General features: G+C 71.3%; 12 protein-coding genes. 8 read left to right on the top strand and 4 right to left on the bottom strand.

The window, feature by feature from the left end:
• The first annotated feature begins 1 nt into the window (after position 1).
• Genes asnB through ElP_RS03430 form a run of 5 tightly spaced genes read left to right on the top strand, consistent with a single transcriptional unit; the run spans position 2 to position 5670 of the window.
• Complete coding sequence (gene asnB, locus ElP_RS03450; protein WP_145267264.1) at positions 2-1894, top strand: asparagine synthase (glutamine-hydrolyzing); 1893 nt, start codon at positions 2-4, stop codon at positions 1892-1894.
• Complete coding sequence (locus ElP_RS03445; RefSeq protein WP_231749453.1) at positions 1891-2670, top strand: metallophosphoesterase family protein; 780 nt, start codon at positions 1891-1893, stop codon at positions 2668-2670. Before asnB ends, ElP_RS03445 begins: the two co-directional genes overlap by 4 nt.
• On the top strand, positions 2667-3983 hold the full coding sequence (locus tag ElP_RS03440; RefSeq protein ID WP_145267262.1) for an MFS transporter: 1317 nt from the start codon (positions 2667-2669) through the stop codon (positions 3981-3983). Before ElP_RS03445 ends, ElP_RS03440 begins: the two co-directional genes overlap by 4 nt.
• Positions 3970-5022, top strand: a complete 1053-nt coding sequence (locus ElP_RS03435; RefSeq protein WP_197446683.1) for a 1-acyl-sn-glycerol-3-phosphate acyltransferase — start codon at positions 3970-3972, stop codon at positions 5020-5022. Before ElP_RS03440 ends, ElP_RS03435 begins: the two co-directional genes overlap by 14 nt.
• 48 nt (positions 5023-5070) lie before the next feature.
• Positions 5071-5670 (top strand): Uma2 family endonuclease, encoded by a 600-nt coding sequence (locus ElP_RS03430; RefSeq protein ID WP_145267258.1) that lies wholly within the window; start codon positions 5071-5073, stop codon positions 5668-5670.
• A gap of 21 nt (positions 5671-5691) precedes the next feature.
• Here ElP_RS03430 and ElP_RS03425 read toward each other — a convergent pair whose 3' ends face one another.
• Complete coding sequence (locus ElP_RS03425) at positions 5692-6840, bottom strand: hypothetical protein (RefSeq protein WP_145267257.1); 1149 nt, start codon at positions 6838-6840, stop codon at positions 5692-5694.
• Between the two features lie 112 nt (positions 6841-6952).
• Entirely contained in the window at positions 6953-8560 is a 1608-nt protein-coding gene (locus ElP_RS39300) for an MBOAT family O-acyltransferase (RefSeq protein WP_231749451.1), read from the bottom strand.
• Between the two features lie 339 nt (positions 8561-8899).
• Between ElP_RS39300 and ElP_RS03415 the strand changes: the two genes are divergently transcribed.
• The 3 genes from ElP_RS03415 to ElP_RS03405 all read left to right on the top strand — a co-directional run bounded on the left by ElP_RS03415 (position 8900) and on the right by ElP_RS03405 (position 12341).
• Positions 8900-9553 carry a LemA family protein gene (locus tag ElP_RS03415; RefSeq protein ID WP_145267255.1) on the top strand — a complete coding sequence of 218 codons (654 nt, stop codon included), beginning with the start codon at positions 8900-8902 and terminating at the stop codon, positions 9551-9553.
• A 126-nt stretch (positions 9554-9679) separates the two neighbouring features.
• Positions 9680-11611, top strand: a complete 1932-nt coding sequence (locus tag ElP_RS03410) for a M48 family metallopeptidase (RefSeq protein WP_145267253.1) — start codon at positions 9680-9682, stop codon at positions 11609-11611.
• 61 nt (positions 11612-11672) lie between these two features.
• A complete protein-coding gene (locus tag ElP_RS03405; RefSeq protein ID WP_145267251.1) occupies positions 11673-12341 on the top strand; it encodes a hypothetical protein in 669 nt (222 codons plus the stop codon).
• A gap of 47 nt (positions 12342-12388) precedes the next feature.
• Here ElP_RS03405 and ElP_RS03400 read toward each other — a convergent pair whose 3' ends face one another.
• Together ElP_RS03400 and ElP_RS03395 are read right to left on the bottom strand one after the other, a co-directional pair.
• Complete coding sequence (locus ElP_RS03400; RefSeq protein ID WP_145267250.1) at positions 12389-13411, bottom strand: nucleoside hydrolase; 1023 nt, start codon at positions 13409-13411, stop codon at positions 12389-12391.
• Between the two features lie 529 nt (positions 13412-13940).
• Positions 13941-14813 (bottom strand): serine/threonine-protein kinase, encoded by an 873-nt coding sequence (locus tag ElP_RS03395; protein WP_145267248.1) that lies wholly within the window; start codon positions 14811-14813, stop codon positions 13941-13943.
• Between the last annotated feature and the right edge of the window lie 175 nt (positions 14814-14988).

Raw genomic sequence — 14988 nt, 5'->3', positions numbered from 1 at the left:
CATGTGCGGCATCGCCGGCTTCATCAACCCCGACGGCGAGGCGGCCGATCGCTCGCTGCTGGCCCGCATGACCGGGCCCATCGCCCACCGGGGCCCCGACGGGGAGGGAGCCTTCGTCGACGGCCCCGTCGGCCTGGGCCATCGGCTGCTGGCGATCATCGACCCGGGCTCGGGCGCCCAGCCGATGGGCAACGAGGACGGGACCGTCTGGGTCTCGTACAACGGGGAGATCTACAACGAGCGCGACCTGCGTTCCGGGCTCGAATCCCGGGGGCATCGCTACCGGACCCGCTGCGACACCGAGTCGCTGGTCCACCTCTACGAGGAGGAGGGGCCCGAGTTCGTCCGGCGGCTCAACGGCATGTTCGCCCTGGCGCTCTGGGATTCGAGGCGTCGGGTCCTGGTCCTGGCCCGGGACCGGATGGGCCAGAAGCCGCTGTTCTACGCCGTGACTCCCCGGGGGGGACTCGTCTTCGGCTCCGAGCCGAAGGCCTTGCTGGCCCACCCCGACGTGCCCCGTCGGCTCGACCCGGCCGGGCTGGCCCGGTACCTGTTCTACGAATACGTGCCCGCCCCGGGGTCGATCTGGGGGGGGATGGCGAAGCTCCCGGCCGGGCACCTGCTGCAATGGTCGGTCGACCGGGGCGAGGCGGATGTCCGACGCTACTGGGAGCCGCCGACGCCCCTGCCCGACGCCGAGGCCCCCCCCTTCCCCGAGGCGGCCGCCCGGTTCTGGGGGCTGTTCCGCGAGTCGGTGGCCCGGCACCGCCGGTCGGACGTGCCGCTCGGGGTGTTCCTGTCGGGGGGGATCGACTCGTCGAGCGTCGCGGCGGCCCTGGCGGAGCTGGAGCCGCCGGGGTCGATCCGGACCTTCTCGATCGGCTTCGACGACCCGACCTTCGACGAGAGCGGCCATGCCCGGGCGGTCGCCCGGCACCTCGGCACCGACCACCGGGAGCGGACCTTCGCCGTCTCGGATGTGCCGGAACTCCTCCCCGGGGTGGTCGATTGGCTGGACGAGCCGTTCGGCGACGCCTCGATCCTGCCGACGCACCTGCTCAGCCGGTTCGCCCGGTCGGAGGTGACGGTCTGCCTCGGCGGGGACGGCTCGGACGAGCTGCTCGCCGGCTACCCGACGTTCGCCGCCGAGCGGGCCGCCCGGCTGTTCCGGTCGCTGCCCGGGCCGGCGCGGGCGATGGTCGGGGCGGCGGTCGGCAGGTTGCCGGTCAACCACGGGAACATCAGCCTCGACTTCAAGCTCAAGCAGTTCGTCCGGGGGGCGTCGGAGCCCGGGCCGCTCGCCCACCAGCGCTGGATCGGCTCGTTCAGCGGGCCGGAGCTGGCGGGCCTCCTGGCCGAGCCGCCGCCGATCGACGTGGAGGCCGAGCACCTGGCGAGGGCGTCGGCGATCGGCCCGGGGCTGGACGGCCTCTCTCGGTCGCTGCGGCTGTATCAGGACACCTATCTCCCCGAGGACATCCTGACCAAGGTCGACCGCGCGAGCATGGCGACGAGCCTGGAGGTCCGGGCCCCGTTCCTGGACGCGGGTCTGGTCGATTTCGTCGCGATGATGCCGTCCCGCTACAAGTACGCGAGGGGGACGGGGAAACGATTGCTCAGGGCGGCCGCCGCGGATAGGCTACCGGCGTCGATCCTCGGGAGGCCGAAGAAGGGGTTCGGCATCCCGGTCGCGCGGTGGCTGCGCGGGCCGCTGTCGGGCCTGCTCGGCCGCCTCCTGGAGCCGGATCGCCTCCGAAGCCAGGGGCTCTTGCGCCCCGACGCGGTGTCCCGGCTGGTGGCCGAGCACCGGGGGGGGGTGCGGGACCATCGCAAGCCGCTCTGGACGCTCTTGATCCTGCAACTGTGGCTGGACCGCTGGCTTCGCGAGCCGTGATCGACGCCCCGGACGGGGTCCGGGTGACCGCCCGGGACAAGGAGGTTGGCGTGAGGATCCTCGTCGTCTCGGACATCCACGCCAACTGGGCCGCCCTCTCGGCGATCGACGAGCCGCACGACCTCTGCCTCTGCCTCGGGGATCTGGTCGACTACGGGCCCGACCCCCTGCCCTGCGTCCGGTGGGCGATGCGGCACGCCGACCACTCGATCCGGGGGAACCACGACCACGGCGTCGCCCAGGGGATCGAGGTCGGCGGCGGCCACGGCTATCGCTACCTGACCGGCCTCACCCGGCAACGCCACTGGAGCGAGCTCGGGGTGGACGAGCGGAGGTATCTGCTGCGGCTCCCCCTGACCCAGCGGCTGACCGCGCACGGCAAGCGATACCTGCTGGTCCACGGCACGCCGAGGGACCCGCTCGACGAATACCTGATGAGGGACCCGGAGACCTGGGCCCGTCGGGTCGCCGGGATCGAGGCGGATATCGTCTGCGTGGGGCACTCCCACATGCAGTTCAACCTCGTGGCCGACGGGGTGGTGGTTCTCAACCCCGGGAGCGTCGGCCAGCCGAGGGACGGCGACCCGAGGGCGGCCTACGCGGTGATCGAGGACGGGCGGATCCTCCTGAAGCGGGTGGAGTACCCGATCGAGGAGGTGGTCGCCCGGACGGAGGCCTCCGACCTTCCCGAACAGGCCAAGCGGCTCTACGCCGAGGGGCTCCGGCTCGGCCGCCTGCCCCAGGCGGCCGGGCCCCCGCAGGGGAGGACGGTATGAGGGGGGGGGGACCGGGCCCGGGAGGGCCGGGCGGGGGGTCGCTCCGGGATCGGGTCGGCCGGAGGCACCTCGTCCTGTTCGCCTCGGTCTACGCGCTTCAAGGCGTGGTGTTCGCCTACGTGGTGAACTTCAACCTCCTCTACATGAAGGCCGCCGGGCTGGACGAGGGGACGAGCAATGACGTGCAGACCTTCGCGATCATCCTGCCGTTCGCCCTGAAGTTCCTGTTCGGGCCGCTCTCCGACCGCGTGGACCTGCTGGGGATGGGGCACCGCCGGCCGTTCATCGCGCTGGGGATCGCCTTGCAGTGCCTCGGGCTGGTCGGCCTGGCGATGATCGACCCCGGGGCCCACGTCCTCGCGTTCGCCTCGGTGGCGCTGGTCACGGTGCTCGGCCTGGCGATGTACGACACCTGTTGCGACGGCATGGTGCTCGACGAGACGCCGGAGGCCGACCGGCCCCGGGTGCAGTCGGTCTTGATGGTCTCCCGGTTCCTCGCGGCCACCGTGCTGACCTTCGCCTTCGGCCGGATCCTCGAGCGGACCGGCATCGGGCCGGGGAGGAGCGAAGGGCTCCTGATCGGTTGCGCGCTGCTCGGGCTGCCCCCGCTGGCGATGGCGTTGATCCTCCGGGAACGGCGAACCGTGCGGACCGGCGATCGATTCGAGTGGCGGGCCCTGTCGGTCCTGGTCCGGCCGGGCGGCCTGGCCCTGATCGCCTTCGGCCTGCTCTACGCGATGCCGGGCTGGGGCGTGGAGACGAACCTCCCCCTCTTCTACCACGCGACCGGGTTCGACGAGTCGGAGGTGGGCGCCCTCGGCTCGGCCCGGCTCTGCGGCCGGGCGGTCGGGGCGGTCCTGCTGCCGCTGGCGACGCCGATGCTCGGCCGCAGGGGGGTGATCGTCTGCGGGCTGGTCGGGCTGGCCGGATCGACGACGGCCCACGCCCTCGTCGGCGCCGGGGACCTGGCCTCGGCGACGGCCCTCGGCTTCCTGTTCGGCGTGGCCAACGGCTGGAACGACGTGCTGTTCGCGACGCTGGCGATGGGGGCGTCTGACCCGAGGCTCGCGGCCTCGACCTTCGCCCTGTTCATGGCGGTGACGAACCTGAACATCCTCGGCGGATCCCTGTTCGCCCGGGGCCTGGTGGCGCTGGGGGGCTCGTATCCGCCGCTCTTCCTCGCGGCGGGCCTGATCTCGGTGCCGGCCCTGCTGCTCGCGGGGCCGCTGGGCCGGCTGGCGCCGCGGGAGTTGGATTCGAATTCGGACCCGAGCGCGAAGGACCGCCCCGATGACGGCGATGGAATGGCTTGAGATCCTGGGCTGGGGCCTCCTCGCCCTGCTGGGGCTGGCGGCGATCGCGCTGTCCCCCCTGATCTTCCTGCTCCTGGTGGCGGCGGTGCGGCCCGAGTCGATCCAGCGTGCGGTGCGGGTCGTGCTCTCGCCGAGGTACCGCCTGAAGGTGATCGGGCGGGAGCATCTGCCGATGACGGGCCCGGTGCTGCTGATTTCCAATCACGTCTCCTGGCTCGACGGCTTCATCCTGGCGGCCGTGGTGCCGAGGAGGGGGAGGGCCCTGGTTTATGCCCCGTATCTCGGGATCCCGGTGATCGGCCCCCTGGCGCAGCGGTCGGGGATGATCCCCGTGCCCGATCGCGGCCCGAGGGCCCAGCGCGCCATGCTCAAGGCCGCCTACGAGGTGCTCGACCGGGGCGAGGTGCTTGCCATCTTCCCCGAGGCCCAGATCTCCCGGAACGGCCTGCTCGGGCCGCTCTACCGGGGGATCGAGGTGATGGCCTCGAACCGGGAGCACGCGGCGGTGGTCCCGGTCTACCTGGACAACCTCTGGGGCAGCATCTTCAGCTACTCCGGGGGCCGGTTCTTCCGGAAGTGGCCGAAGGGGCTGCGCCGGACGGTCGTCGTCTCCTTCGGCCCGCCGATCGAACGCCCCGTCACCGCCCCGGGTGCCCGCCGGGCGATCCTCGAGGCCGGCGTGAGGGCCTTTGAGGCCCGACCCGAGACCGACCGGGAACGGGACCTCGAGACGATCGACCGATCCCTCCCCTCGCTGGAACACCCGACGCTCGGCCTCCTCGCCGCCTCGACCGCCGACTTCCACCAGGGGATCATCCACCAGATCGGCCACAAGGAGGGGTCGTTCGGCCAGTCGGTGCCGGGGGTGGCGCTCCGGGTCGTCGGCGAAGAAGATGGCACGCCCCTGCCCCCGGACGCCGAAGGGCGGCTCCAGGCCTTGGTCGCCGGGCATCCGGGCTGGCAGGACGTGGGCCGAGTGGCCCGGATCGACCGGGACGGCTTCGTCTTCCCGAGCGACGGTGCCGAGGTCTCCGGGTAGAATCGGCGGGGACGGCCCGAGCAACGTGTCCGAAATGGAGCAAGACCGATGGCGACCATCGTCGAGCCGGGCCGCCTCTACGAGCCCGAGGACCTGCTTTCGCTTCCCAGCGACTCGAATTTCGAGCTCATCGACGGACATCTCGTGGAGCGGAGCGTGAGCGTACTCACCGGCATCGTGACGACGAGGCTCACGCAAATCCTCGGCAATCACATCGAACGAGAGGGGATGGGCTATCTCCTCGCCTCGGACACGATGCACCGCTATTTCCCCGACCGCCCCCGTCGCGTCCGGAAGCCCGACCTGAGCTTCGTCCGCCGCGATCGCCTGAGCGCCGCCCAGATCGCCGCGGGATTCCTGACCATTCCGCCCGATCTCGCCGTCGAGATCGTCTCGCCCAACGACGAGGCGGAGGACCTGGAGATCAAGCTGCTCGACTACCTTGACGCCGGCATCCCCCTGCTCTGGGTGATCTACCCGATCGCCCGATCGGCCGTGATCTACCGGCAAGGCGGCTCGGCCGGCCGGATCCGAGCCGACGAAAACCTCCTCGGCGAGGCGGTCATCCCCGGCTTCTCCTGCCGACTCGGGGAACTGTTCCCGCCCCTGCCCGACTCGACGAGCGGGCCCGGCCCGGGCGAGGGTTGATCTCGGGCCGATCGCCTCGGATCAACGCCGTCGGGTCTCCTCGGCGGCCGTGATCGCGGCGGATCGGGCCATGTCCTCCTGGGAGATGGGCCCCGCGGGCGGCTCGAAGGGGCGGAGTGAGACGAGGCCGGGCGGAGGGGAGCCCGCGGAAGGGTCGAGCATCGGGCGGAGCGCCTCGGCCAGCGACTCGGTGAGGGCGACGGCGCCGAGGCCGTCGAGGTGGGTCGGATCCCGGAAGACCTCGGCGGGGAAGCCGGAGGCCCGGGCGTCGAGGACGACGAGGTTCCGGTGCCCGGAGCGGACCTCGGCGACGAAGCGATCCACGGCGTCGACGATCCCGAGCGAGTCTCGGCGGGACTGCCAGTCGGGGCGAGTCGGCGGGAGGAGCCAGGCGACGGTGATCCCGTAGTGATCGGCCAGCTCGAAGAGCCGATGCACGGCGGCCTCATTGGCCGGGTGGGACTTCCAGCGCCGGCCGGGCGGGCCGCCGTCGCCGCCGGGAGGCCGCCATTCGGAGGGGACCCGATCGCCGGGAGGGGCGAGCTGGGCACCACCGTTGCGGAGCCAGTTGCGCCTCAGCGCCCGAAGCTCGGGCAGGATCGCTCGCTCCCGGTCGTTCAGCGCGGCGACCACCTGTTCTCGGATCGCCCGGCGGTCTCGCCAGGACGGGAGGGCCATCCCCAGGCCGACCCGGGCGGCGAGGTCGAGGTCGCCGGTGAGCAGCGTCAGGTCGAGCCAGCCCCGGCCGTCGAGCAGCTCGGGCCATTGCTCCAGGCCCTCCCGGGGGGAGACGGCGAGCAGGTTCTCGTCGAAGTCGACCACGACGACCTTCGGCCTCGCCCCGGCATCGATCGCCTTGCGGAGGAGCAACAGGCTGGCCGGCGCCGGGGCCCCCGGGACGGCCAGGTTGAACGACCGCAGCCCGAGGCGTCCTTCGAGGACCGGAGGCTGGACGCCCAGCTTGACCAAGCTGTCCCCCAGGCAGAGCACCTCGGCCCCGATCGCCCCCGGATGCGAGGCCGAGGCGGTCGCCCCGAAGCCCCAGGCGAGGCCCGGCTTGGTCGCGTGCTCGATCGGCCGGTCGGACAGGCTCGCCTCGATCAGCGCCACCAGCACGGCGGCGCCGATCAGCCCGAGGGGGAGCCGGGAGCGTCGGGAGGCCGAGTCCATGACCAGAGTCGCTCCGGGAGCTGAAGTGGGGTGGATGGGAAACGCCCTGTCGACGGCCGAGGGATGCCGGATCGACCGTCCCGAGGACGGCCGCCACATGATCGAGCCCGGTTCAGAATTGGAAATAGAGGAACTGTCCGCCCCCGAACTCTCCCCCGAGCACGATCGCGTAGAAGCCGGCCGTGTAGGCGAGGCTCCGGACGTACCATGGCGTCCGCTGCAGGATCTCAAGGTCCCCCGTCGCATGCTGGGCCGCCTGGACGAGCAGGAGCGGCAGCACGACCGCCAGGACCGGGACGAGGGAGGAGGCGGGCGGGAGCGTCGGGCCGGAGAGGATCAGGCCGAGCATCCCGGACGCCTGGGCGATCGAGTCGGCCCGGAAGAGGAGCCAGCCGAGGCAGACGAGGTGGAACGTCACGACGATGCAGAGCCCCGTCCAGCAGGCCCGATGCACCGGGTCGGACGGCCGGAGTCGATCGAGCAGGGGTTCCAGCAGGCGATGGCCGACCAGCAGGATCCCCTGGTAGGCACCCCAGGCGACGAACGTCCAGGCCGCCCCGTGCCAGAGGCCCCCCAGAATCATCGTCAGCATCAGGTTCCGTCCCGTAAGGGCCGAACGCCCCCGGATCGCCAGGATCGCCGAGCACCCGATCAGCAAACCGGCGGCCAGCATCGGGGCGGGCGTCGGCACCGCCGACCGCCAGGAGGCGAACCCCGGCCACTCCTCGACCGCCAGGCATCCGGCCACCCCGAAGCAGCCGACCAGCGCCGCCAGCACGACATTCCCCGCCCAGACGGCCCGATCTCCCCGGCTGCCGCCGAGCGGGATGTAGAGGTAGTCCCGGAGCCACTGGGACAGGCTGATGTGCCAGCGTTGCCAGAACTCCCGGGGGCTGGCGGCGAAGTAGGGCAGGTTGAAGTTCAACGCCAGCTCGAAGCCGAGGCAGCGGGCCACGCCCCGGGCCATGTCGGTGTAGCCGGAGAAGTCGCAGTAGATCTGGAAGGCGAAGGCGTAGACCGCCAGCAGGGCGAGCCCGCCGTCGATCGACGCCCAGCGGCCGAAGAGGTCGTCGACGATCGGCGCCAGGTTGTCGGCCACCACCACCTTCTTCACCAGGCCCCAGGCGATGAGGTGGGCGCCCCGGTAGAACTGGTCGAGGTCGAACCGCCGGGGCCGGGCGACCTGGGGGAGCAGCGTCCTCGGCTGCATGATCGGCCCGGCGACCAGGTGCGGGAAGAACGAGACGAAGACGGCGAACTGGAGCAGGTCCCGCGTCGGCGCGACGTGTCGGCGGTAGACGTCGATGACGTAGGCCATCGACTGGAACGTGTAGAACGAGATGCCGATCGGCAGCAGGACGTCCAGGACCGGCAGCGACGCCTCGACCCCGACCCGGTCGAGCAGCACCTGGAGGCTGCCGGTGAAGAAGTCGCAATACTTGAAGAAGCCCAGGACGCCGAGGTTGACCGCCAGGCTCAGGCCGAGCACCAGGCCCCGGGCCCGGGGGGCATCGACCCGCGCGACGGCGAGGCCGCAGCCGTAATCGACCACCGTCGAGAGGACGAGCAGCCCGAGGAATCGCCAGTCCCAGCAGCCGTAGAAGGCATATCCGGCGGCGAGCAGCACGGCGTTCTGGGCCCGATGGCGTCGTCCCAGGGCCCAGTAAAGGGCGAAGACGACGGCGAAGAAGGCGGCGAACGCCAACGAGTTGAAGAGCATCCCCACCCCTCGACGAGTCGCACCGGGAGCCCGCCGCCGAGCCGAGTTGGGATCCGAGTCGAAGGGTGGGAATCGGGAGGCTGGATCCGTCGGCGTCCCGGGTCACTCGGGCCAGCGAAGGGGTGGGCCGTGTTCTGGCAGAATCGGGCCGTGAGGTCAACCGCGATCGGGACGCGAGCGAGGCGCTCGACGGGACCCCGCGCCGTCGGACTTGAGGAAATGGACTTGCCGGCGAACTCTCGTTAGGCTCGTGAAGACCTCGCCCCGGCCTGAGGCCGCCGCCCCTTCCCGACGCCAGGCCCCGGATCCCCGAACACCCGACCGGAGGAACGACCGCCCATGAGTCTGCTCTTCGCCCAGGAGGCCGGTGGCCTCGGGGGGACGGCCATCGCCCTGATCGTGATCGGGGTCATCGCCGTCATCCTGATCTTCATGGCCATCGGGACGTACAACAAGCTCGTCCAGCTCCGCAACCGGTACAAGAACGCGTACGCCCAGATCGACGTCCAGCTGAAGCGGCGGTACGACCTGATCCCCAACCTCGTCGAGACGGCCAAGGGCTACATGAGCCATGAGCGGGAGACGCTGGAGGCCGTCATCAACGCCCGGAACGCCGCGGTGAACGCCAGCAATCAGGTGGCCGCTAACCCCGCCGACCCGGACGCCATGAAGCGCCTCAACGCCGCCGAGTCGGACCTGGGTTCCATCTCCGCCGGCACCGGCGTGCTCGGCCGGCTGTTCGCGCTGTCCGAGGCGTATCCCGACCTGAAGGCCAACACGAATATGCTGGCGCTCCAGGAGGAGCTGACGAGCACCGAGAACAAGGTCGCCTTCTCCCGGCAGGCGTTCAACGATTCCGCCATGACCTACAACAACGCCCGGGAGGTCTTCCCCGCCGTCATCTTCGCGGGCATCTTCGGCTTCTCCCCGGCCCAGTATTTCGAGGTCGAGTCCCCCAAGGAGCGCGAGGCGCCCCGGGTGTCGTTCTCCTGATCCGGTCGCGGGAGGCCAGAAGGTCGGGGGGGACCGAACCGCCGATTCCCCGACCTTCGGGCCTCCCGCGAATCCGCCCTGCCTCCTCCCACCTCCCCGACTCCCCCCCGCGCGCTGCCGACTCCCATGGATTTCTTCGAGCATCAAGAGGTCGCCCGACGCAAGACGGGCCTGCTGGTCTTCTACTTCGTCCTGGCGGTGATCGCCATCATCGGGGCGGTGTACCTGGCCTGCGTCCTGATTTTCTCCCTCGTCGGCCCCGGCGATTCGGGCGGGCAGGCCGTCCGGGCCCGGGACTTCTGGGATCCCGGCCTGCTCGGGATCGTGGCCCTGGGCACGACGGCCCTGGTGGGGGGCGGCAGCCTGTTCAAGATCGCCTCGCTGGCCGGGGGCGGGCACACGGTGGCCGAACTCCTCGGCGGCCGGCTGCTCCACCCCGACACGAGGGACGCCGACGAACGCCGGGTCCTGAACGTCGTCGAGGAAATGGCGATCGCCTCCGGCACCCCCGTGCCCCCGGTGTACCTGCTGGAGAAGGAGCGGGGCATCAATGCCTTCGCCGCCGGCTATGCGCCCGACGACGCGGTGATCGGCGTAACCCACGGATGCATCCAAACACTCTCCCGGGACGAGCTCCAGGGGGTGATGGCGCATGAGTTCAGCCACATCCTCAACGGGGACATGCGGCTGAACATCCGGCTCATGGGGGTGCTGTTCGGCATCCTGCTGATCGGCATCACGGGCTGGATCCTGTTCCGGTCGACGCTCTACTCGGGCATGAGGGCGTCGAACGACCGCAAGGGGGGCAACCCGCTCCCGCTGATCGGCCTGGCCCTGTACGTGATCGGCTACGTCGGCGTGTTCTTCGGCAGGCTGATCCAGGCGGCCGTCTCCCGGCAGCGGGAGTACCTGGCCGACGCCTCGGCGGTGCAATTCACCCGGAACCCGGAGGGCATCGCCGGGGCCCTGAAGAAGATCGGGGCGATCTCCGAGGGGTCGAAGCTGGAGACCCCCGAGGCGGGAGAGGCGGCCCACATGTACTTCGGGGACGGGGTCGGGGGCGCCTGGCTGGCCATGCTGGCCACCCACCCCCCGCTGGCCGACCGCATCCGGCGGATCGACCCGGGCTTCGACGGCGACTTCTCCAAGGTCTCGCTCGCCCCCCCCAGCCACGCCCAGGTCGACCGGGGCGGCGCGGAGGCCCCGAAGTCGACCGGCAAGGCCCGGATGAAGTTCGACCCGGTCGAGGCGATCACGAAGATCGGCACGGTCGACCCCCAGCGGCTCGCCTACGCGGCCGGGTTGCTGGAGTCCTTGCCGACGCCGGTCCAGCGCCTGACCCGGGACCCTTACAGCGCCCGGGCCCTCATCTATGCCCTGCTGCTCGACCGGGACGAACGGATCCGCGAGGCCCAGCTCCGGTCGCTCTCCTCCTCGGCCGACCCGAAGGTCTTCGAGGAGACGGGGAAGGCCCTGACGCAGGTCGACCGGCTCGACCCCGGGGCCCGGCTGCCGATCGTCGAGCTGGCGATCCCGAGCCTCCGGCAGATGTCGCCCGACCAGTTCCGGGCCTTCCAGCAGAACGTCCGGATGCTGATGGAGGCCGACCAGTCGATCAGCCTCTTCGAGTTCGCCCTGCTCCGGTTGCTGATGCGGCACCTCGCCCCGCAGTTCGGCGGCCGGGCCGAGCCGAAGGTCCGGCACACCACCCCCGGGGCGATCTCGGGGCCGACCGCCACGCTGCTCACCGCGATCGCCCGCGTCGGCCAGCCCGATCAGGGCGAGCAGGCCCGTCGGGCCTTCGACGAGGGGGCCCGGGCGCTCGGTTGGGGAGGGGCCCGCGTCGGCCCGTCCCCCGAGGCCGGGCTGGAGGCGATCAGCAAGGCGCTGGACTCCCTGGCCGAGGCGAGCCCGACGCTGAAGCGGGACGTGCTCCGGGCCTGTGCCACGGTCGTTGGTGCCGATGGGCATGTCTCCGTCGAGGAGGGGGAACTGCTCCGGGCCGTCGCCGACTCGCTGGGAAGCCCGATGCCCCCGATCCTCGGCGAACCGGCCTGAGCGACCCGGCCGGGCCGATCGGCCCCTCCCCTCCCCCGCCCCCCCGACGGAGTGACCACTGATGACGACCGCAACGCCCCTCAAGCTCGCCTGGATCGCCGGCTCGGCCCTCGTCCTGTTGTCGGCCTCGATGCTCCTCTCCCCGACGCCCCGGGCCAGCGCCCGGGCGCAGGTGACCAAGGGGGGAGGGGTCGTGCAGCCCGGCTCGCCGAGCGAGGGCGGATCCGAGGGGTCGGTCGCCCGGCAGAAGGCCCAGCGGCAGGCCCCGGCCGCCGGGGCCCCCGAGGCCCGGGTGGCCCCGGGGTTCCCGCCGGGCGGGGCCTTCCCGCCGCAAGGGGGGATCGCCCGGGGGTTCGTCAGCCGGGTCGGCTCCTTCGAACTGAGCGGTGGGACCGGGCTGGGGCTCTACCGCTGGCTCGACGCGCCCCAGGACCGCCGCAACCCGTACCGTTTCTGGCGGAGCGACCTGGCCTTCGAGTCCCGGGAGCAGGTCTTCTTCGGCGGAGCCGGGTCCAATTCGGTCGGGGCGCCCCGGTTCCTCGACTCCCACCTCTACCGGGACGTCGCCTCCCCGTTCTGGCTAGCCTTCGGCGCCCAGCCGAATCCGGACGGGACCTGGAACATCGCCTTCTCGCTCGACCGTCGCTCCTGGTACTGGTGGGACGACGACGCCCGGGGGTTCGACCTCGGTGGGTTCGCCGTGCCGTTCGGCGCCCCCGGCCAGCCCTGATCGAGGTGGGGGGAGGCGCCTCGGGTCGCGCCGCCCTGGCCCGGCCATCAGCGGCCCTCCCTCGCATCGGGCGGCTGGCTGACGAGCTGGGCGAACGCCTCCCGGACCCGGACCACCTGCGACGCCGAGGCGATCAGGTAGCGGTGCGGCCCCTCCGGGTCGGCCAGGTGCCGGGTGTGGCCGTCGTCGTCGACGACGACCCGGCCCGGGGGAGAGAGGTCGAAGTAGCCCCGATCCGGCTCGACGCCATAAAGCACGCTGGTCAGGTCCCAGGTCGGGCGTTCGTGGGGCGTGGGCTCGTAGCCCTGGTAGGCCTCGGCGATCGGGTGGCGGTCGACGTAGGAGAAGTCGCGTTCGATGCTCGCCGCCGGATAGGTGATGGCGTTGCCGACCTCGAAGCCGCTGAAGACGATCGGCGTCGGCCAGCCCTGGACGAGGGACCGGGCGGCATCGAGATCCTCGACGACGTTGTACTCGCCGAACCGTTCCTGGCCGTCGACCGGGGCGAAGGCGCCGGCCATGATCGAGAGCAGTCGGACCTTCTTCGAGACTAGCTCCCGGCCGGAGAGCGGCGAGGCATCGTCGGGGGCCGACTCGATGAGCCGGGCCAGGTTCGTCGAGAAGCCGACCTGGGCGATCACCACCGAGCCGTCGGGCTGACCGGCCAGGACTCGTCGCAGCAGGGTGACGGCCTCCGGGGCGTCATTGCCGGAGCGGAGGTCGTGCGGGTAGCGGGGGCCGCCGCCGGGTCCCATCTCGGTCGCCAGGCCCAGGAACTTGCCCTGGTCGGGGGTCGCACCGTCCCGGACGACGCCGATCGGGATCGATCCCCGGCCGTAGAAATGGTTGATGGCGTCGACCAGCGGGGCGGCCAGCTCGTGGTCCTTGGTCACGGTGACGGCCAGCAGCTCGCACTTGCCCCGGGACTGGAGCGCGTGGATCAGGCCGAGGGCCAGCGCGTCATCCACGTCGTTGCCGAGGTCGGTGTCGAAGATCAGCCGGACCGGACCGGCGTCGGCGGGGGTCTGCGGGGCGGTCATGAGGATCAGGGGGAGGAGGGTGGTCAGCATGATGGCCTGGGCGAAAATCGAGGGAGTCGGGACGGTTCGAGCGTCGAAGGGCCGGGGCCCAGGTCGGGGGGCGAGGCAGGGCCTTGCTACGGGACCAGGGACGGATCGTCCGAGGGCCGGGACGGGGCCGGTGCGCCAAGCCCCGAGGACGGAAGTCATTCCAGGATCAGGGATATCGGAATCGAAATGGGTTCGCTCCGTAGAATCGCGCACCGCCTCCGGGGGGATCCGGGCCGGGCCGGGATTCCTGGACTTCCTGCAACACTCCGGAGGGTACGGCTGTCAGGACAGGACGGGGATGGGACGCGGACGGTGCGCCAATCCCATTGAACGGAAGTCGTTTCAGGGCCAGGAATTTCAAACGCAAAATGGGTTCGCTCCGTAGAACTGCGCACCATGCTGGGGAGGTTCGGATCGGGGGAGGGGATCGCTGCCAGGATGCCCGGGGCGGGCCCGGGGGCGGACTGAGGGCCGCCTCCCATTAAGATCGTGGAATCGGCGAGGGACAGTCACACGAAATGGCCGGGCATCAGTCGGCGGTCGAGGCGACGCCCCGGAGCAGGGAGTCGTCCAGGCCCATCTCGGTGACGATCGCGTCGAGCCGCTGGCTGACCTCGTACATCGTCTCGGGGCGCTTCGGGGGGTCGCTCTGGAGGCAGCCGACGAGAAGGTTATTCAGCGAGGCGCCGATCGCCGGGTTGAGCCGGGCGGGGAGGGGGATCTTCTCGACGTCCCCCTTGGAGCGGCCGCCGACGTTGGCGGGTTGGCCGGTCATCTGGTGGTACATGACGGCGCCGAGGGAGTAGACGTCGGTGCGGTCGCCGAGGATCTTGCCGCGGATCTGCTCCGGGGCCATGTAGCGGCGCTCCCCCTTGTACTGCTCCCGGAGCGCGGGGGGGACCTGGGCCAGGCCGTAGCCGAGCAGCTTGACGTCGCCGGTTCGGGTGAGCAGGATGCGCCTCGGGGCGAGGTCGCCGTGTCGGACGCTGCGGCGGTGCATGTGGGCCAGGCCGGAGGCGACCTTCTGGAAGATCAGGACGAGCTGGTCGAGGGAGAGGTCCGGCACGGCGTCGATCGCCTTGCCGGGGACGAACTCCATGAGCAGTTCGCCCCGCCCGGGCCCGAACCAGACCCACTTCCGCTTGACGCGGAAGTCGTGGTACCTGAGCGGGACCGGGTGGCCGAGCTTGGCGCTCGCCTCGCAGGCGGCCTTGGCCCGGGCGAGGTCGACGTCGTCGTCGGGCCCCTCCCGGTTGATGAACTTCAGGGCGTAGCGCCGGCCGGGCTGGGTTCGATCGCCGATGCGGACGACCTTGCCGGAGCCCTCGGCGTCGAGCAACGCCTCGACGAGGAACTTCATGCCCGCCAGTTGCGGGCGGGCGTCGGCCGAGGCCTTGGACATGCTGACCCTCCCCTCCCCCCCTTGGAGACGCCCCGGCGTGCCACGCCCGTCGAGGAGGCGTCGGTCCCCGATTCCGGTCATAATCTCGCAGATGAGTCGGCCCGACGCCACGGCCCGGCGGCGTCGGCGAGGGCTTGCGGTTGCCCCGGGGTGGGCCTAGATTGGCCCTTCTCGG

The organism is Tautonia plasticadhaerens, from assembly GCF_007752535.1.
Classification (GTDB): Bacteria; Planctomycetota; Planctomycetia; order Isosphaerales; family Isosphaeraceae; genus Tautonia; species Tautonia plasticadhaerens.
The sequence above is the reverse complement of the archived record's forward strand: the minus strand, read 5'-3'. Positions and strand labels throughout refer to the sequence as shown.